At 62.6% G+C, this 18,192-nt stretch carries 20 protein-coding genes; 8 read left to right on the forward strand and 12 right to left on the reverse strand.

Annotated elements, in window-relative coordinates; translation table 11 throughout:
* Positions 1-2: 2 nt before the first annotated feature.
* The 6 genes from NATGR_RS11905 to NATGR_RS11925 all read right to left on the reverse strand — a co-directional run bounded on the left by NATGR_RS11905 (position 3) and on the right by NATGR_RS11925 (position 3,887).
* Entirely contained in the window at positions 3-707 is a 705-nt protein-coding gene (locus NATGR_RS11905) for a magnesium transporter (protein ID WP_049887798.1), read from the reverse strand.
* Positions 697-840: a hypothetical protein gene (locus NATGR_RS19950; protein ID WP_005579575.1), complete on the reverse strand. Its 144-nt coding sequence runs from the start codon at positions 838-840 to the stop codon at positions 697-699. Before NATGR_RS19950 ends, NATGR_RS11905 begins: the two co-directional genes overlap by 11 nt.
* Before the next feature lie 845 nt (positions 841-1,685).
* Positions 1,686-1,877, reverse strand: a complete 192-nt coding sequence (locus NATGR_RS11910; protein WP_005579576.1) for a hypothetical protein — start codon at positions 1,875-1,877, stop codon at positions 1,686-1,688.
* A 64-nt stretch (positions 1,878-1,941) separates the two neighbouring features.
* Positions 1,942-2,364 (reverse strand): universal stress protein, encoded by a 423-nt coding sequence (locus NATGR_RS11915; protein ID WP_005579577.1) that lies wholly within the window; start codon positions 2,362-2,364, stop codon positions 1,942-1,944.
* 183 nt (positions 2,365-2,547) lie between these two features.
* Entirely contained in the window at positions 2,548-3,186 is a 639-nt protein-coding gene (locus NATGR_RS11920) for a phospholipase D family protein (protein WP_005579578.1), read from the reverse strand.
* 98 nt (positions 3,187-3,284) lie between these two features.
* Positions 3,285-3,887, reverse strand: a complete 603-nt coding sequence (locus NATGR_RS11925) for a hypothetical protein (RefSeq protein ID WP_005579579.1) — start codon at positions 3,885-3,887, stop codon at positions 3,285-3,287.
* 116 nt (positions 3,888-4,003) lie between these two features.
* Between NATGR_RS11925 and NATGR_RS11930 the strand changes: the two genes are divergently transcribed.
* Positions 4,004-5,152 carry a site-2 protease family protein gene (locus NATGR_RS11930; RefSeq protein ID WP_005579580.1) on the forward strand — a complete coding sequence of 383 codons (1,149 nt, stop codon included), beginning with the start codon at positions 4,004-4,006 and terminating at the stop codon, positions 5,150-5,152.
* Between the two features lie 22 nt (positions 5,153-5,174).
* On the opposite strand, the gene NATGR_RS11935 is transcribed toward NATGR_RS11930, so the two are convergent.
* Positions 5,175-6,701, reverse strand: a complete 1,527-nt coding sequence (locus NATGR_RS11935; protein WP_005579581.1) for a carboxypeptidase M32 — start codon at positions 6,699-6,701, stop codon at positions 5,175-5,177.
* Between the two features lie 260 nt (positions 6,702-6,961).
* Between NATGR_RS11935 and NATGR_RS11940 the strand changes: the two genes are divergently transcribed.
* On the forward strand, positions 6,962-7,648 hold the full coding sequence (locus NATGR_RS11940) for an SDR family NAD(P)-dependent oxidoreductase (RefSeq protein ID WP_005579582.1): 687 nt from the start codon (positions 6,962-6,964) through the stop codon (positions 7,646-7,648).
* A 19-nt stretch (positions 7,649-7,667) separates the two neighbouring features.
* Here NATGR_RS11940 and ygfZ read toward each other — a convergent pair whose 3' ends face one another.
* Both ygfZ and NATGR_RS11950 read right to left on the reverse strand, forming a co-directional pair.
* The gene (gene ygfZ, locus NATGR_RS11945; RefSeq protein ID WP_005579584.1) at positions 7,668-8,777 is read right to left on the reverse strand and encodes a CAF17-like 4Fe-4S cluster assembly/insertion protein YgfZ; all 1,110 of its coding nucleotides are present in this window, start codon (positions 8,775-8,777) and stop codon (positions 7,668-7,670) included.
* A 120-nt stretch (positions 8,778-8,897) separates the two neighbouring features.
* Positions 8,898-9,197 (reverse strand): DUF6432 family protein, encoded by a 300-nt coding sequence (locus NATGR_RS11950; RefSeq protein WP_005579587.1) that lies wholly within the window; start codon positions 9,195-9,197, stop codon positions 8,898-8,900.
* 182 nt (positions 9,198-9,379) lie between these two features.
* Here NATGR_RS11950 and NATGR_RS11955 point away from each other — a divergent pair, with 182 nt between their 5' ends.
* Both NATGR_RS11955 and NATGR_RS11960 read left to right on the forward strand, forming a co-directional pair.
* A complete protein-coding gene (locus NATGR_RS11955; RefSeq protein WP_005579588.1) occupies positions 9,380-10,363 on the forward strand; it encodes a DUF7093 family protein in 984 nt (327 codons plus the stop codon).
* 103 nt (positions 10,364-10,466) lie between these two features.
* On the forward strand, positions 10,467-10,850 hold the full coding sequence (locus tag NATGR_RS11960; protein ID WP_005579591.1) for a DUF5611 family protein: 384 nt from the start codon (positions 10,467-10,469) through the stop codon (positions 10,848-10,850).
* Positions 10,851-11,551: 701 nt separating this feature from the next.
* On the opposite strand, the gene NATGR_RS11965 is transcribed toward NATGR_RS11960, so the two are convergent.
* Positions 11,552-11,833 carry a DUF5808 domain-containing protein gene (locus NATGR_RS11965; protein WP_005579594.1) on the reverse strand — a complete coding sequence of 94 codons (282 nt, stop codon included), beginning with the start codon at positions 11,831-11,833 and terminating at the stop codon, positions 11,552-11,554.
* 394 nt (positions 11,834-12,227) lie between these two features.
* Between NATGR_RS11965 and NATGR_RS11970 the strand changes: the two genes are divergently transcribed.
* A complete protein-coding gene (locus tag NATGR_RS11970; RefSeq protein WP_005579595.1) occupies positions 12,228-13,034 on the forward strand; it encodes an NAD-dependent epimerase/dehydratase family protein in 807 nt (268 codons plus the stop codon).
* Positions 13,035-13,103: 69 nt separating this feature from the next.
* On the forward strand, positions 13,104-13,400 hold the full coding sequence (locus NATGR_RS11975; RefSeq protein ID WP_005579596.1) for a DUF7535 family protein: 297 nt from the start codon (positions 13,104-13,106) through the stop codon (positions 13,398-13,400).
* A gap of 16 nt (positions 13,401-13,416) precedes the next feature.
* Here the strand turns inward: NATGR_RS11975 and NATGR_RS11980 are convergent, their stop codons facing one another.
* On the reverse strand, positions 13,417-14,421 hold the full coding sequence (locus NATGR_RS11980; RefSeq protein ID WP_005579597.1) for a glutathione S-transferase family protein: 1,005 nt from the start codon (positions 14,419-14,421) through the stop codon (positions 13,417-13,419).
* A 100-nt stretch (positions 14,422-14,521) separates the two neighbouring features.
* Between NATGR_RS11980 and NATGR_RS11985 the strand changes: the two genes are divergently transcribed.
* Positions 14,522-15,541 (forward strand): DNA methyltransferase, encoded by a 1,020-nt coding sequence (locus NATGR_RS11985; protein ID WP_015233623.1) that lies wholly within the window; start codon positions 14,522-14,524, stop codon positions 15,539-15,541.
* A gap of 239 nt (positions 15,542-15,780) precedes the next feature.
* Here NATGR_RS11985 and NATGR_RS11990 read toward each other — a convergent pair whose 3' ends face one another.
* Positions 15,781-16,449, reverse strand: a complete 669-nt coding sequence (locus NATGR_RS11990; RefSeq protein ID WP_015233624.1) for a potassium channel family protein — start codon at positions 16,447-16,449, stop codon at positions 15,781-15,783.
* A 201-nt stretch (positions 16,450-16,650) separates the two neighbouring features.
* Between NATGR_RS11990 and NATGR_RS11995 the strand changes: the two genes are divergently transcribed.
* Complete coding sequence (locus NATGR_RS11995) at positions 16,651-18,135, forward strand: NCS2 family permease (RefSeq protein ID WP_005579600.1); 1,485 nt, start codon at positions 16,651-16,653, stop codon at positions 18,133-18,135.
* Positions 18,136-18,192 lie beyond the last annotated feature (57 nt).

Genomic DNA, 18,192 nt, shown 5'->3' on the forward strand with positions numbered 1-18,192 from the left:
CGTTATATCGCCCCTGGAAGCAGCCAGATCGCCAGGCCAAAGTAGATGACCACGGCGGTGATGTCTTTGAACGTCGTCACCACGGGGTCTGAAACCGCAGCAGGGTCAAACCCAAGTTTGTGTGCGAGCCAGGGGATGAGATAACCGAACGTGCTGGCAACCAGACAGACTGTCACGAGGGCGGTAAACAGTACGAGTGACAGCATTGGCTCGCCGTGCCAGACCATCGCGATGCCAGCCGCGATGGTGCCGATGATGAGTCCGATAACGAGACCGAGAACGGACTCGCGAGCAAGGTGGGTCAAGACGTTCTTGTCGTCGATGTGCCCGAGCGCGAGCCCGCGGACGAAAATCGTCGACGCTTGCGTCCCGACGTTGCCGCCCATGTCCATGATTACTGGAACGAAAATGGCGAGCAACGCGATTTCGGCTGCTTCCAGTGACCCTTCGGCACCCCCGATTACGCCACCGGCGAGGAGCCCACCAGCCAGTGCAACCAGCAGCCACGGCAGGCGGAGCCAGAGCTTCTTCGGCAGTGACGAGGTGAGAACGATGTCGCTGCGAGTTGTCTCCGCGTCCGCGACGTCTCGACTGCGAACGACGGTCCCGCCGCCTGTGACGGTTTCGGCTCCACCGTCAGCACGTAGCGCTGTGGCGTCGTGCTCCATCTGACTCTGGGACTGTTCGGCGGACGTTTCAGCAGTCATAGTGTTCCTCCTGTGCTGGCGAGAAGACGCCGGCGAAGGCACTGTCGAGCAGGCTTCGAACCTGTTCTTCGAGCGTCGGCACGGTTGCGTTCGCTGCACTACTCGGCTGCGTGTGGTGAGTTGGGTTCCACATACAATCGGCTATGCAGGCCCCTATAACTTAAATTCACCAAAAATAATAATGGAATAAAAACACAGAGAAGGGGCTACGAGACGGACGCGGGGTCCATCGGGGCAGACGCGAGACAGCGCTACCGCTCAGCGTGCGTCCACGCCAGTAGCGAGCGGGCCGCGTGACTCTTTGAAATCCCTGTTTCCGCTCACAGACGGCGGGAATAGCAGTCGCTGACGAGGGCGGATACGTCGCTTAGGAGGCATAGATACTCCTAAAGCGGTGTATCCGCGGTGGCAGCAGTCGAAAGCGGCTCGGTGACGACGACCTGTCTAGAGCGTCGGACGTTCTCCATATCGGTTCCTCCGTTCGAACTCACAGAAGACGCCGACGAGACCGCCGTCGAGCAGGTTCCGGACGCGCCCTTCCAAGGGTCGACCGCTCGGTCCAACCGTACGAACAGTTCGATTACCAGGAGGCTGAGTACAGTACATGCGGATATTACGGATCAGTTTTTACTGTTTCAATGTTCGGTATAAGATATTATTATGTGTCCAACTACCAAGTCGGATCGCGGCGACACGGCCCCAGTGTCGCTGTTTGGAGTCCATCGAACACTGGAGCGGACGACGCCGTGATCGACGACGAGATACTCGCGACGGTTGCTGACATAGACAGTCGAGACACGGACTAGTACCATCCCAAGCGTGGACCGACTAGTTGAGAGTTGGCCCAAACCAATCACGATTCTCGATCAGGAGTAAAGCGCACTAGTCAGAGTAGACTTGGGACGGTACTATATTCGTCTGCGAACTAGTCTCTATCGCCGGTACGGACGGCCGTACCGATCCCCCAGTGCAACCGCCTCAGATCTCGAGTGGGACAAAACTGACTGACAGGAACCCGTCTGGGACCGCGCTCGCGTTGCCGTTCTCGAAGTGTCGGCGACGGCTGTGCCCGCGACCTCGAGTCACGCGCGGTCGTCGCGTCGATCCGTGAACGTGCATCGGCGACGCTTGCGACTGGTTCTCGAGCGTGTTCCCGGCGGTGACGGTCATCGACGGGCGACCGCCGCAGACTGGTGTTCGGTTTCGACGACCGTAATCGAGACGCCTCGGTCGGCTACTCGTCGCCCGGCAGGGCGATCACGGGAATCTCCGCTCGCGTCACGAGTTTCAGGGAGAGATCACCGGAGAGAAACTGCAAGAGCCGGTTGCCGCCGCGGGACTGGTAGGCGATGGCAGTCGCGTCGATCTCGTCGGCACTCTCGAAAATCGCGTCGACGACGTGCCGAGAGTAAGCGGTGTGTTCGTCGGCGTCGGGGAAGACCTCTTGGACGGCCGCGTACGACTCCGCTGCCATTTCTTCGGACTGTTCGACGGGCGTCTTGTCCGGGACGCCACCGCCTTTTTCGACGACGTGTAACGCTGTGACGTGGTCAGGATCGTACGAGGTGAGTGCACGTGCGGTCGCTCCGGCGTCCTCGGGATGGGCAATTGGGACGATCACGTGATCGAGCAAATCGCTGTCGCGTGGCTGGTCCATACCGGTACAAAACGAATCTGCGATATAAGAGTTTGCGCTCGAGTTGGCGTGTGTCTCACACTCCTGCAGGTCGTTCAGACCACTCGATACGGAGGCGAGACGTCGCCACAGCAGACCGGACGAGCCCTTCGCTGCGATCGGGGGCAGTCGACGTGTTGCCGAGATACCGGCAGGGACGGCGTCTCACGAGAAGAGAAACAGTCCGAGCAGAAAGGCTAACGCGACGTACGAGATGCGGTGGGCGAGGACGGCCCGAGAAGGCAGTAGCTTCCCTTTTTTCGTCCAGTTGACGAGCGTCTTCGACAACATGACGGGTTTGAACAGGTCACGTCGCCGCACTGGTTTACAGACCTCGAGAAGGTCGTCTATCCAGTCGGCGAACGGCTCGATCCGGGCGTCGTCGGGACCGTCGCCTTCGACGTACGCACTCAATTCGAGGTTCTGTTCGAACGCGACCTGCGTGAGATTCGCGGAGCCGACGACGACGGCGGGATGTTCGCCGGTCCGGACGTACAGTTTCGCGTGGAGAAAGCCGTCGGGGTACTTGTACAGGTGGACCTGCTCGCCGCTATCGAGTTGCCAGAGGTCGCGAGCGATCGTCGCGGAGAACTGGTCTGCCGTCGGGCCGACGACGATCACCAGTTCGTTTTCGGTGGAGCGCGAGAGAAACGCCTCGATGTCTGGGCGAAGCGTGTGATACGCGTTGTAGGTGAAGAAGCCGGTGACGAGGTAGATCGTTCCGTCTCCCTCGAACAGCGTCCGGAGCTGTTCGTCGACGGTCCGATCTCCCCACCGGTTGTTGACGAGTTCGATATCAGCCATCCGTTCTCTCTCTGTTCGTCCCGTTCGAATAGAGCCGTCATATGTTTTCCGTACTATCCCACACAGAGACATGGTACACGACAGTAGAGGAGAGCCGATCACGCGAGGTACCGCTCTGGCACGTACGAACGAAACCAGGACGGTAGATAGCCCGTGAGCCAGCGTGCGACGTCCTCGAGGCGTTTTCGTGCGAGCGTGTAGCAAACCGAGACGGCGAGCAACGCGACGACCAGGAGTTGCCAACCCCCCTCGAGCGCTACCAGGAGCGGGACGGCCACTAGGAAAGCGACGAGGAGATCCTCCGGTGCGCCGTCGTACCGGATCCAGCGGCGGGGCGGGAGCCAGCGGCCGCGGACGTGATCGTAGATCGCGCGGTTCGAGGGTGGAGTGTTCCACGGTCGAGCACCGAGGCCACAACTCGCGATGTCGCCGAAACAGTGACACGCGACTGCGGCCAGGAACGTGACGGACCCGATCGTCGGCGAAGACGGAGCGACGACGGCAGCAGGAAGACACGTGGCAGCGCCGAGCACAGCGGAGACTGGATGGTGGAGCGTCTTCCGGTGGGCTGCTACGACGTCGAGGTCGGGAACGAAGCCCCCGGCGACGCCAGCAGCCAGGGCCGTCGGCGCGTGGTCCGGCGCGAAGACGACGACCGGCAGAGCGACGACGAGTCCAACCAGGACGTGGGTCGTCACCATCATCGTGGCCCGGCCCTATGGCTCACCCGAGTATATGTGTCCCGCCGGATGCACCGACTCCGCGACGGGTCGGATACACCCAGACTCAAGTGGGGCCCGTCCGTCGTTCGTTCCAAATGCGAAACGTTCACCTCACGACGATTTGGGGGATTCCGATCCGGATCAACGTCTCGCTTTTGGTACTGTTGCCTGTACTCGTCTATCTAATCGCCGAAGGTGATCAGATCGGCATCTACGCCTCGGCCATCGACGCGCTCGCACCGGCGACGCTCGAAGTCGCTCCACTCGAGGAGGGTGCGACGCCGTGGCTGATCGGCCTCGCCGGGGCCGTCGGCCTCTTTTTCAGCGTCGCCGTCCACGAACTGGGCCACGCCTACGCTGCCCGTCGGTACGACATCGGTACGGAGTCGATCACTCTCTGGATCTTCGGCGGATTGGCTGCCCTCGAGTCGATGCCCAGAGAGTGGCACCGGGAGTTCTGGATCGCCGTCGCGGGACCGTTCACGAGTCTCTTGCTCGCCGTGGTCTTTGCGGGTCTCCTGCAGGTGATTCCGGGGGGACTGGCGCTCGTACTCTTCGTCGTCGGCTGGCTCGCACTGATCAACGTCGTGCTCGCGGTCTTCAACATGCTCCCGGCGTTTCCGATGGACGGCGGGCGCGTCCTCCGGGCGCTGCTGGGTCGGCGGTGGTCGTACGTGACCGCGACGCGGATCGCTGCCCGGATCGGAACGATCTTCGCGCTGTTTTTCGCTGTCGTCGGCGTCTTGGGCGGCAATCCGCTCCTCGTTCTCGTCGCGCTCTTCGTCTACGTCGCGGCGACGACCGAGTCACGCACGATCGCCCTCGAGGAACTGCTGCGGGGCGTGCTCGCAGTTGACGTGATGGATGAGCCCGCCCGGTCGGTGGCGGCCGATGCGACGCTTTCCGATGTCGCGACTTCCCTCTTCGAGAACCGCCGTAGCGAGTTCGTCGTCACCGACGACGACGAAATCGTCGGGCTAGTGACGCTCTCGGATCTGGGGCAGGTCGATCGATCTACCCTCGAGACGACGACCGTCCGCGAGGTCATGACCGACGAGGTCGCTCACGTCGGACTCGAGACGCCCGCCTTCGAGGTGCTTCGAGCGATGGGGCGGGACCCGCTCGTCGTCGTCCTCGAGGATGGCGATCCCGTCGGCACCGTCTCCAGACGGGACCTCGGAGAGATCATGCAACTGCGCCGGGAACTGGGCGCTCCCGGCCCGTTCGAGCGGACGGCGATGTGATCGGTCGCGAGGAACGGGCGTCCTAGAGATCGTACAACTCGCCGTACTTCTCCTCGACGTACTCGAGGAAGTAGTCGGCGGTAAGCGGCTCGCCGGTCGCGACTTCGATCAACTCCTCGGTCGGGTACCGCTGGCCGTATCGGTGGACGTGATCGGTCAGCCACTCCCAGATCGGCTCGAACTCGCCCTCGCGGACGAGGCCGTCGACATCCAGATCGTCCCGGATCGTCGCGTCTAACTGTGCAGCCAGGACGCTGCCGACGGTATACCCCTGGAACGCGGCGAAGCTCGCCGACCAGTGGGTGTCCTGCAGACACCCCTCCGCGTCGGTCTCGGGACGCACGCCGAGATACTCCTCCATCTTGTCGTTCCAGACTGCCGGAATCTCCGAGACCGCGAGGTCGCCCTCGACGAACGCTCGGTCGATCTCACACCGGAGGATGATGTGCAGGTGGTAGGTGAGTTCGTCCGCTTCGACGCGGATCAGGTTCTCGGGGTAGATCCTGTTGACTGCCGCGTACGCCTCGTCGACGGTCACGTCCTCGAGGTGGGGGAACTGTGCTTTCATCCGCGGGAGGAACAGCTCCCAGAACGGCTTCGTGCGGCCGACGTGGTTCTCCCAGAACCGCGACTGGGATTCGTGGACGCCCGAGGACCGAGACTGGCCAAGCGGGTTGCCGTACTCGTCTTTCGGCAGCCCGAGTTGGTAGCTCGCGTGACCGAACTCGTGGATCGTCGCCGTCAGCGCATCGATCGGATCGGACTCGTTGAACCGGGTGGTGATCCGGGCGTCGAACTGGTTGCCCGACATGAACGGATGCGGCGCGGTATCGAGCCGGCCGTGTTCCTCGGGGTAGCCGAGCAGGTCGACGACTGCCTCCGAGAGAGCCATCTGGTCGTCCTCGTCGTACGTGTACTCCGGATCGCGAAACACCGACGGGAGCTCCCGGCCGTTCTCCTCGATCGCCTCGATCAACGGAACCAGCCCGTCGCGGAGGTCGTCGAAGATGCTCTCGACGGTCTCGAGGGGCAGGTACGGTTGACTGTCCTCGTAGAGCACCCGGTAGGGATTCGCGTCGGGGTCGATCGCCGCCGCTCGCTCGCGGTGGAGGTCCCGTAACTGCTCGAGAGCGGGCGCGAACTGCGCGAAGTCGTCCTCGGCTTTGGCCTCCTGCCAGACCTGCTGGGCTTCGGCCTGGTGAGCGGTGAGGCGTTCGACGAGTTCGGAAGAGACCTCAGTGGACCGCTCGTGTTCCCGGCGGAGTTCGCGGACGACGGCCGCTTGCTCGTCGGTCAGGTCGACAGACTCGAGTTCCGCAAGCCACTCCCCTACCTCGTCGTCGACCAGCAGGTCGTGGCTCACGCCCGAAATCGTCGAGAGCTGCCCCGCCCGGGCCGGCGTCCCACCTTCGGGCATCATCACGCGCTGGTCCCACCCCAGCGCCATCGACGCCATCTCGAGGTTCGTCAACTTCTCGGCACGCTCGAGGAGGTGTTGATACGGCTCCGGTGTGCCTTCCGTGTCGTGAGATTCGTCGGCAGGTGTCATATTTCGCTTCGACGGTCTCGATAGATCGTCCTAAAACCTCGGGAAGGGGCGATCCGACGACGGGTGATAATTGTCGTACTGAACCCCCGATGTAACTGTTGTGTTGAATAGCTTTTCTTCAGTATTTGGGGCGGAGTAAACGTCTGTACGAGTCGACTCGGACGAAAGAGACGGCACATCTCGTATCCGTGACGTTTCCTCGAGCGCGTAGGGCAACAGTGTTTTTTCCTGTTCGAGCGTACCGCTAGCCGTGTCATGTCATGACTACACAAACAATACTGCTTACCGGTGCCAGTGGCGGGATCGGCACGGCCGTTGCCGACGCATTTGCCGGCGACGGCTGGCGGACCATCCTCTGTGGCCGATCCAGAGAGTCACTCGAGTCGACCGCGGAGACGGTCTCGGAAGCAGGTGGAACACCGGTGGTTCGGCCGCTCGACGTTCGTGACGAAGACGCAGTGTTCGACACGCTCCTCGAGACGATTCCGGAGACGTTGGATGTCTTGCTCCCCGCCGCCGCAGTGATGCCTCACGCGCCGGGTGAGCGACCACTCGACGAGGAGTACTACGAAGACGTCCGGACGGTGCTCGACACGAACGTGTACGGGCTGTTCACGGTGCTCCGTGAGGCCCTCCAGTTTATGCCCTCCGACGGCCGCGTGCTCGTCCCGTCAGGATCGGTGGCACGCGATCCGAAACCAGGCATGGGCACGTACGCTCCCTCGAAGGCGGCCGCCGAGGCGCTTGCACGCGGGTTCGCCATCGATGTCGACCAGACGGTCGGAATCGTCGACCCAGGCCTCGTTGCGACCGCTCTCACTGGTGACACGGGACGCGACCCAACTGACGTCGCAGAACTGTTCCAGTGGGCAGCCCTCGAGTGTCCAGCGGAGAAACTCGACGGCGAAATCGTCGGTCTGCGAGAGTGGAAGCAAGCGACGCGTTGAGCGTCGAGGCCGGGCGGGGTCACTCGTAGTCCGGCAACCGCGCCGACCGATCCGATCCCTCGTAGAACGGCAGTTCGGTCCGACTCGCTGGCACCTCCTCACCACCGACGCGAACCGTCAGGTCGCCACTCTCGAGGTCGTAGTCGACGAGCGCGAGCGCGATCGTCTCCTCGAGTAGTGGGCTCTTTCCCGCTCGAGTGACCTCTCCGACGGAGGCGTCGCCGTCGAAGACGGCTGCACCGGGGTCCGGAACCCGTGGCTCGCCGTCGTCAACGCCACTGGAGAGCGTCAGTCCGGTGAGCCGACGGCTCGGCCGTCCCTGATTTTCGACGCGGGAGACGACTTCCTGGCCGACATAACAGCCCTTCTCGAAGTCTAAGGCGTTTCGAAGGCCGAGTACGTTCGGGACCGTCCCCGCGAGTTCACTCTCGAAACGCGGCGAGCCAGCCTCGAGCGTGAGACTCTCGAAGACCCGGTAGCCGAAGGGGGCAGCGTTCAGTCCCTGGTTCAAGAGCACGTCGTAGACGGCGTCTGCGTCGGCGGCGGCACAGATCACCTCGTAGCTCTCCTCGCCGGTCAGCGCGTCGGTACGGGCGACGGTGACACCTGAGTCGCCCATCGAACCCCGGACGAACGAGAGTCGCTGGTCGGGCGAAGCCGCGCCGTTGAGGACGCTCGCGATCTTTTCGGTCGCCTGCGGTCCGTGGATGCCGAAGATCCCGTACTCGTCTGTTGCGACGCGGATGTCGACGTCCTGAATGAATACCTTCTCCGACCACTCTTCGGCCAGCGGTTCCGCTTTCTCGGGCGGAACGAACAGCAGTAACCGCTCACCGGCGTTGTAGACGTACAGTTCGACCTCGACTGCGCCCTGGGGCTCGAGGACGAGCGCGTAACAGCCCCGACCGTCCTCGCTGGGGACGCGATTCGAGACGACGTTGTCGACGTACTCGAGGCGGTCGTCGCCTTCCACGACGACGACTCCGTAGACAATCTCGAGCAGGCCGACGCCGTTGCGGACCGCGCGGTGAGTCCGCTCTGGACGGCCGAAGTGTTCGACGATCGTCCGCCCGCCCCGTTCACCGAACGTGGCCCCGTGGTCCTCGTGGATCGACTCGATGACGCTCATACCTACGCTCTGGGGTCTGATACGGATTGTTGTAACGGTTTCCTGGCGAAGCCGCGATCGTCACGGCCGTGGCGAAACGGCCGTACACGGCGGCCTGGCTGGCTGTCTCGAGCGTTCGAGTCAGAAGGGGAACCGGTCTCGGAGCCAGTCTCCGATCGTCTCCTCGGGGCCGTCGTCGTCGGAGATGTCTGGCACCACCCGCTCGTCGGGCTTGATCAGGGTCCGGTCACCGTCCGATTCGACGACGATCAGATCGTCCTCCTTGAGGGTCGCAAGCGCGTCCTCGAGGTCGTCGATCTCGGTCTCGGCGGCCGCACGGAGCTCGAAGACGGTCATTCCGTCGTCGACTCGATCGACGAGCGCGTCGAGGACCGCAACCTCCGTCCGGCTGCGATCCCGATACTCCCGCTTCGCTCTCATCCGTTTACGTATTCGACGACCCGGGATTTGACGTTTGCCGTTCCCGTCCGGAGCCGCGTCTCCCGACGACCGACGTCGTCTCGACGTGTTCGCGCCCGTCGACACAACTGACAGCGATCAGTCACCTAGAATTCGAAGCCAGGCGGTACGTTTTTTATGGCCCGGGTGGGAACGGTGGGACGATGGTCCTGCGATGTTCGCTGCTCGGTCACGACTTCGGTGAGCCAGAAGTCGAACGCGAGCGCGAAGAACGGGGCAGTGAGGTCGTCGTCACCGTCCAGGAGTTCGAGGAGTGTGTCCGCTGTGGCGAGCGCAACGTCATCAGCGAGAACACGGAAGTAACGAGTCTCCCGGACGGAGCGGACGTCGGTTCGCTGCCCGACGATCACGAGTTCAAATCCACACCCGAGGTCACCTCGGAGCCGGATTTCGAGCCTGCCGAACCGACCGACGTCGACACCAACGACGTCGAAACCGAAGACATCGGAGCCGATGCCGCCGAAGCCGAAGACATCGGAGCCGATGCCGCCGAAGCCGAAGACGTCGAGATTATCGACGCCGAGGAACCCGAGACAGCCGACGACGGCGACGCCGAACCCGAAACTGCGACGGCGGACGCCACGACCGTAGACGAAGCCCGCGACGACGAGCACGACGTTCCCGACGACGGCGGAGAGATCCTGGACGCCGACTCGAGTAGTCCGACCCAGAACCGCGACCGTAGCCACGGCGAGTGGCCGGAGTCGCCGGACGTCGATCACTCGGCCGACGAAGCAAAGCGAACAGAGTGGCCAGACACCGGCGACGAATCGGCCGACGACACCGTCGTTCTCGAGCACGACGACGCCGAGTACGTCACTGACTCGCCGGACGAGATCAGAGTCGGAACGAAAGACGAGACCACCGTCACTGATTCGACTCCCACCGACGCGACCGTCGACGACGGTCGACAAGAGTCAGCCGACTTCGACAGCGGTTCCGGCATCGAACGAGACGACTCGGTCCCCACCCCGACCGAGAACGTGGTCACCGCCGACGACGGCCCATCGGAGTTTTACTGCCCGCGCTGTGAGTACGTCGTGACCAACGATCGCGGCTCGCTGCGCGCTGGTGACATCTGCCCGGACTGTCGGAAAGGCTACCTCGCAGAACGATCTCGACGCTAAGTTGCCTCGCCCGTTTTGCTCGTCACCATCGCTCCCGGCTTGTCGCACGAGCGAAACGTCGGTTATGAAAAGAGGTAAAGACCCCGCCGTGTATTTCGAGAGTATGAAGGAGTACAAGATGCGTCGCGGTGAATATCTCGAGGAGCGAATTCCCGATATGGAGTCGACAGTCGAGGACTACTTTGGTTCCATCACCGACACCCAGGAGTACAAGGGAAGCGACCTCTACGTCATCGAGAAGCCCGCCAACCCCGTCTTCGAGAAAATCGTCGCCGGCACCGTCGAATACTCCGGCAAGAAAGACAAACTCGGCGTCGAGTTCCACGAACGCGATCCCACCGAACTCGGCCCCGACGAACTCGAAGCCGCCGAAGAAGCCGTCGACGCGAAAAACGACTTCCTGCTCGAGGCGACCGGTCGGGACGCCAAGGCTCGCCGCGACTCGATGAAACGATCCGTCGAAGACGACGACGATCACGACTTCTAAGAACGTACTTTTACTCTGTGGCCTGTCGCGGGTGAGACCGCTCCGTCTCGCCCACGACGTTCCCCGGGGAGCGGGTCGATCGAGAGTGCTCCCCTCCGTTCCGTTGCGCTTCGTGCGCCTCGACTCATGGTGGGTCGAGAGAGCGCAGTAGACACGACGAGATTCGACTACGCCGCGGGAGTAGTGAGAGAGTCCCGCCGCTTACGGCGTTGACGAAACGCAAAGCGTCTCGTTTGCACATCAGAACGCGAGCGTTCTGAGGACGGGCGCAAATCGCGTAAGCTCCGCCCGCCGTCGTGGCATCCCTGGCGTCGGCTCGTGGTTCCCCGACAAAGAACTGTCGAGAGGCACTGTCGTCGATATCGGCGTCCCCGCAATCGCTCGTCCCAACCGAGAAAGCAGTTCGGTTGCGGTCGAAAACTAGTGGCGGGCCAAGCCTGAACTGATGGGCCGAATCTGGCGGTGTGGCCCGATTCGGCCCGTCAGTCGACGGTTGGGACGGTACTAGTACCGTCCCAAGTCTACTCTGGCTAGTGCACTCCACTTCCGATCGAGAATCGTGATCGGTTTGGGCCAACTCTCAACTAGTCGGTCCACGCTTGGGATGGTACTAGTACTCCGCCAAGCGTCGACTGCTGAGTGAACCCAGACGACCGCATTCGGTTTCACTCATCCGTTCAGGCTTGCCAAAGCACTAGCAGTTAGTCCTCGTCTTCGTCGACGATGACTTCGACGGGTTCGTCCTCGGTCTCGTCGGGGCTCGAGGGGCTCTGTTCTTGCTGCCAGAGCAGGATACCGGCTACCGCGAGGACGATCCAGGAGCGCCAGTTGGCGAGGTTCAGCGTGTAGCCGATACCGAACGGCTTCTCGACGAGCATTCCTTCGCCGGGTTCCCAGTGGGCCGAGAGCAGACGGCTGATGCTCGGCCGTTCGAAGTTGTACGGTACTCCGAGGATTTCACCGGAGGTCGGTTTGTCTGCCATGCAAGCTGATACGTTCTCCCCGGACAAGAGTATTGCGTGCTCCTCTCGAGACTCGAGACTCGAGACTCGAGACTCGAGATCCAGCGTCTCGACTCTGGTGCAGCCGTCCCGACGTGTGTTCCGTCTAACGGCAGACGTGGGTGGGCTAGGGAAATTCGACGATGGATGGCGATTGCTCTGGTAAAGACGAGCAGCCACACGACTCATGCGGACTGCTGTCCCGATGGCTCGGCGCGACCCCAGGAGCTCGCGGTTGCGCCGGAACTGACTGACAGCAAACCGTATCACGGGACTCAAAACCCAGTCCGAGACTGACTCTGTTTGTCTGCCTTTCGGAGGCGTCCCGGAAGACGCGTGCCCGACCTATTTCCGCCCGGTCGGTGTCGACGCCTCTATGACGGACGTCGCGATCACCGGTGCGTCGGGACGTGTCGGCAGGGAGACGATCGAAGCGCTCTCTGACGAGGGCTTCGAGTTGACGCTTTTTTCTCACAGCGAGACTGACGACCTCGAGACGACGACCCTCGAGGTCGCCGACTACGAGGCAGTCGTCGACGCGCTCGTAGGACAGGACGTGGTGGTTCATCTCGCGGCAAATCCCGATCCGCGTGCGGAGTGGCGGAGCGTCAGGGAACCGAATATAGACGGCGCGTACAACGTCTACGAGGCCGCGGCCGAAACCGGCGTAGAGCGGGTCGTCTTCGCGAGTTCGAACCACGCAGTCAACATGGACAACGCGGTGTCGGGGGACCGGCCGGAGTCGACGGTCGACGAGCCAGACGTGGTTCGGCCCGGCGACGTGGCCGATCCAGACACCTACTACGGTGTCACGAAAGCCTTCGGCGAGGCGCTGGGGTCCTACTACGCGAAACGCCACGGGATCGACGTGGTCGCTTTGCGGATCGGCTGGCTGCTCACTCGCGACGAACTCCGTTCGGAGATCGAAGATCGCGACGACGCTGGTGAGCGGTACGCTCGAGCGATGTGGCTCAGTCCAGCGGACTGCCAGCGGCTGATGGCCGCAGCCGTGACTGTCCCGCTCGAGCAGACGCTGACGACTGCCCACGGCATCTCGAACAACACTCGCCGGTTCCTCTCGCTGACCGAGACGATGATCGAGTTGGGCTATCGGCCGCGAGACGACTCGGCTGACGTGCTCGAGGGTGACGGTGGGAGACAGGGGAGCCTCGAGACGGGGTAGCGTCGGTTCGGAACGTCCGTGGCTCTCGGGATCGAAAGACCGAATATCGGGACGTTTGTACCGGTACACATGTCAACCAAAGTCTCGGAGTCGACGGGCTACGTGCCGAACGGACAGATGTCGGCGTTCGGGTACGTCATCGCGGCGGTTCTGGTGGTCGTCATGCTGCCCCTGTTGCCGGTCATCGCCGTTGTGTGGCTTCTCTGGCGGGTTTTCGTCAGCGCGGACGAGGAGGAATCGAGCTACGCGAACTGGCGAAACGATCCAGAACGACGGCGGTTGGAGCCGCCGTTCGAGGAGGAAGTAGTTGAAGACGAAGACGAAGACGAAGACGAAGACGAGACCGAGGCCGAGGCCGAGGCCTGATCCAGTTCTGTTTTCGTCAGTCGTCTGCCAGTGCGACGAGGTCGCTCGGTGGCTCGCCCGGTAGGTCGTCCCGGTCGTGTGGTGACTCGAGGTCGAGGTCCGGTCCTCGAGCGATAATTTGGTGGGGGTTCACGTCCGGGTGGGTCGTGTAGTAGTGTTCCGTGATGTGGTCCATGTCGACCGTCTCGGCGACACCTGGTGTCTGATATAGATCTCGGAGGTACGGCCAGAGGTTCTCGTAGTCTCGGACGTACTGGACGTTACACATGAAGTGGGTGTGATAGACGTTGTCGAACCGGATCAGCGTCGTGAACATCGCGATATCGGCTTCGGTGAGCCGGTCGCCAGCGAGATATCGCTGGTCCGCCAGAACGTCGTCCCAGTGGTCTAGCGCCGAGAACAGTTCTGTGACGGCCTCGTCGTAGGGGGCCTGTTCGGTTGCGAACCCGGCGCGGTAGACGCCGTTGTTGATCGGCTCGTAAATCTCCTCGATGACCTGGTCGACCGTTTCCCGATAGCCGTCCGGGTAGAGATCGACATCTCGAGTCGCTTGCGTTTCGAATTCGGTGTCGAACATCCGCATGATTTCTTCGGACTCGTTGTTGACGATGGTGTCTTGCGCCGTGTCCCACAGCACCGGCACCGTCACACGACAGGTCACGTCCGGGTCGGCTTTCACGTAGAGTTCGCGTAGGTAGTCGGCGTCGTGGACGTGGTCGCGCGTACAGCCTTCTTTTTCGGGGGTGAACTGCCAGCCGCCCGTGTCCCGATAGGGGTCGACGACCGACACCGAAATCGCGTCCTCGAGTCCCAGAAGCGTCCGCGTCACGAGCGTCCGGTGGGCCCACGGGCAAGCAGCGGAGACGTAGAGGTGGTATCGGCCTGCCTCGGGCCGGAACCGGGCGTCGGGGTCGTCGCGGACCCAGTCGCGGAACGTCGTTTCCTGGCGCTCGAAGGAACCGTCCTCGTCTGTCGTCTCGTACGCGTCGGTTCGCCACTCGCCGTCGACGAGCGTGTTCATAGACGGCCAGAGGGACTCGAGCGTGAAAGGGACTTGCTAACCCCGATGTCACCGGCTCGAGTCACAAGCGTTTATGCACTCGTGGCGAGCACCGGAAGATATGCCAGCGGACGGGGACGACGACCGACACCGTCAGAGCCGCCTGTTTACCGACGAGGACGGCGAGTTCGACGCCGATCGTGCACTCGAGGAGTCGCTACCGATCGAGGACGGCGAGGTAGTCGACACTGACGACCTCGCGGACCACCAGCGGTACGTCGAGGGACGTGGCATCTACGACGACCGAAACCGGATCAACGACCTCACTGGAAAGGAGTGGAAGTACGCCACGAAGTCCGTGGTCGCCGAGGGGTACCCGCCGGATATCCAGCACGACTTGCGCAGCGAACACGGCGGTCAGAAACCGCCGAGGCTGTGTGCGGAACTGATCGGGCGGTTCAGCAAGGCGGGCGAGACCGTGCTCGACCCGTTCGCGGGCGTCGGCGGCACCCTGCTGGGCGCGAGTGTCTGCGAACACGAGGGGACCGGGCTGCGCGAGGCGATCGGCTTCGAGCGCAACGGACGCTGGATCGAGATCTACGAGGAGGTCCTCGTGCGTGAAAACGAGGAACGGCGGGCCCGCGGCGAGCCACCACTTGCACCCCAGGAGATGCGCCACGGTGACTGTGCGGCGCTGATCGCAGACGTCGACGACGCGTCCGTCGACCTCCTACTGACCGACGTCCCCTACTGGCACATGGACGAACTCGAGCAAACCAGAAACGAACGCGAGACCAGAGAGAGCAAACTGGACTCGTTCGACGAGAGATCGAGTGCGGCGAGTCAGAGCAAGACGGCGTGGCTCGAGGACATGGCCGAGAAGTTCGACCGGTTCGCCGACGCGGTGACGGATGCGGGCCACTTGGTCGTCTTCATCGGGGACATGTACCGCGAGCAGTCCTACGAGTTCCTGTCGGCGGACCTCGCGCGGGTGATCGAGTCGGCCGCGCCCGTGACGCTCGCGGCGAATCTGGTCTGGTACGACCCGACGAAAGAGTTGCACGTCTACGGCTATCCGTTCTCGTTTGTCCCCTCGATGGTTCACCAGACCGTGCTGGTATTTCGGCGCGACGACCGGTGACGGCGCTGTCTGACTCGCGTCAGTCGACCGTCTGACGGGATTTTATTTTCGTCCCGTTTCTCGTATTAGCTGGCGCGCACTCTCTTCCCTCTCCACCCCCCATCCCAACTGATCCGGTTGCGCGTCACCCCCACACTATACTTTCTCTCCTCTCAGCGCCAGTCACGTAGACGAACACGTCGAGCCGAGAGGAGTCGCCGCCGTCCGGTGCTCTCGAGAGTCACGTCAGCGATGGCTCGCTAGGTGTGGGGTGACTCGGCCGACAGCGCATCACGCACTTCCGCTGCCCGGTCTGTCTCGGCGATGACAGCGACCTCGTCACCAGCCTCGAGTCGGGTGCCCGGAAGCGGGATCGACAGCGACTCGCGTTCCCGCCCGTGGGCATAGATCCGTGCCGACGCCGGCAGGTCGAGTTCGGTCACTCGCTTGCCGATCGCCTGCGAGCCCTCTTGGACCTCGAGGACGGTCAACTGGAGGTTCGCAGCGAGGTCGGCAACGACGTTGAAGTCGCCGCCCAGAAGCGCGGTCTTCGCGCCTGCTGCACCGAGGCGTTCGGGGTAGACGATCTCGTCGACGTCTTCGGCGTACTTCTCGTAGATCTCTTCCCGGTAGTCTTCGTCGATCCTGAGTACCGTCCGACAGCCGTGGTGATTGCCGGCCGTACAGGCCGCGAAGTTGACGTTGAGGTCGGCGGTGAACGCGCCGACGGCGTCAGCGACCTCGACGCCTGCCTCCCGGAGTGCGGCTTCGTCGGCACCGTCCCCGAAGACCGCCTCGAAGCCGTCCGATTCGGCACGATCGACCCGCTCCTCGTCGACGTCGACGACGACCACGTCGTGACCTTCCGTCGAGAGGATCTGTGCCGTTCGTGACCCGACCCGACCGTACCCCACGATAACACATTTCATGGTATACGTATACATCTTCTGTAGTCAAATACGTTGGTCCTGGCGCCCCACTCGAGATCGGTCGACGCTGGAACGGAGCGGGGCCGTGTCGGTACGTGAACTCGGACCTCGCCACCAGAGTATCCATGAACATGAATAAACTCTCGTCGGTAGAGACGAGAAACTTTAACTTAACCCTGTATCTATGCTCGAGCGTCCAACATGGGTGTGGCTGATACGCTCGCCAACTACTTCGACTTCGGCGAGCACGAGACCGACTACCGAACCGAGACCCTCGCGGGGATCACGACGTTCCTCGCGATGGCGTACATCATCGTCGTCAACCCGACGATCATCGCACCGGCAATCTTCGGTCGTCCGCCGGGCGAGATCGGGGCCGACGATCAGGCGGAAATCGCGGGCGAGATGTACTACTGGGGGGAGGTCGTGGAAATGCTCACCGTCGTCACGATCCTCGCGTCGATCGTGGCGATCGTCGTGATGGCCGTCCACGCGAAACGACCCTTCGGGCTGGCTCCCGGGATGGGACTGAACGCCTTCTTTACGTTTACCGTCGTTCTCATCCTCGGCGTCCCGTGGCAACTCGCACTGGCAGCCGTCTTCGTCGAAGGAATCATCTTCATCGCGTTGACCGCAGTCGGCGCACGAAAGTACATCATCGAACTGTTCCCCGAGCCGGTGAAATTCGCCGTCGGTGCCGGTATCGGTGTCTTCTTGCTGTTTCTCGGCCTGCAAGAGATTCAACTCGTCGTGCCCTACGAGAGCACGATGGTAACTCTCGGGAACGTCCTCGAGAGTCCGGTCGCTGCGCTTTCGCTTGCCGGCCTCTTGCTGACGTTGCTGCTGTACGCCCGCGGCGTTCGCGGATCGATCGTGATCGGTATCCTCACCACCGCGATCGCCGGGTGGGCTCTCACGCTCGCCGGCGTGGTCGCCCCGGACGTGCTCACGCCGGAGGGGGCGTACGACGAGGTGACCACCGACGGCGTCGCCGCGATGTTTGGCTCCGTCCAGTACGACTTCACACCGCTGTTCTGGGGCTTCGTCGAAGGACTCGAGATGATTACCGAGGAGCCACTCGTCTTCCTGCTGGTCGTCTTCACGTTCTTCTTCGTGGACTTCTTCGATACTGCGGGCACGCTCATCGGCGTCTCCCAGATCGCTGGCTTCCTGGACGACCAGGGTAACCTCCCCGAGATCGAGAAGCCACTGATGGCCGACGCTGTCGGTACCACCGCAGGTGCGATGATCGGTACCTCGACGGTGACGACCTTCATCGAGTCCTCGACCGGGATCGAAGAGGGCGGCCGCACCGGCTTCACTGCACTCGTCGTCGGCGGAATGTTCGTTCTCTCGCTGCTCGTCGTCCCGCTAATGTCTGCGATTCCACAATACGCGACCTACATTGCGCTGGTCGTCGTCGGGATCATCATGCTACAAGGCGTCGCCGACATCGACTGGCAAAACCCCGCGTGGGCGATCACCGCCGGACTGACCATCACGATCATGCCGCTGACCACCTCGATCGCGAACGGACTCGCTGCCGGTATCATCAGCTACCCACTCGTCAAGAGTGCGATGGGCGAACACCGCGACATCTCGCCCGGCCAGTGGGTACTCGCCGGTGCCTTCGTCGTCTACTTCATCGTCTACTTCGCAGTCGAAGCGGGCATGGTCGTCTTCTAGAACTGCAACTTTTCTTCGCGAGTTCCGGCAACCAGGCAGACGACCGATGATCACTTA

Source organism: Natronobacterium gregoryi SP2 (assembly GCF_000230715.2).
GTDB classification, from domain to species: Archaea; Halobacteriota; Halobacteria; order Halobacteriales; family Natrialbaceae; genus Natronobacterium; species Natronobacterium gregoryi.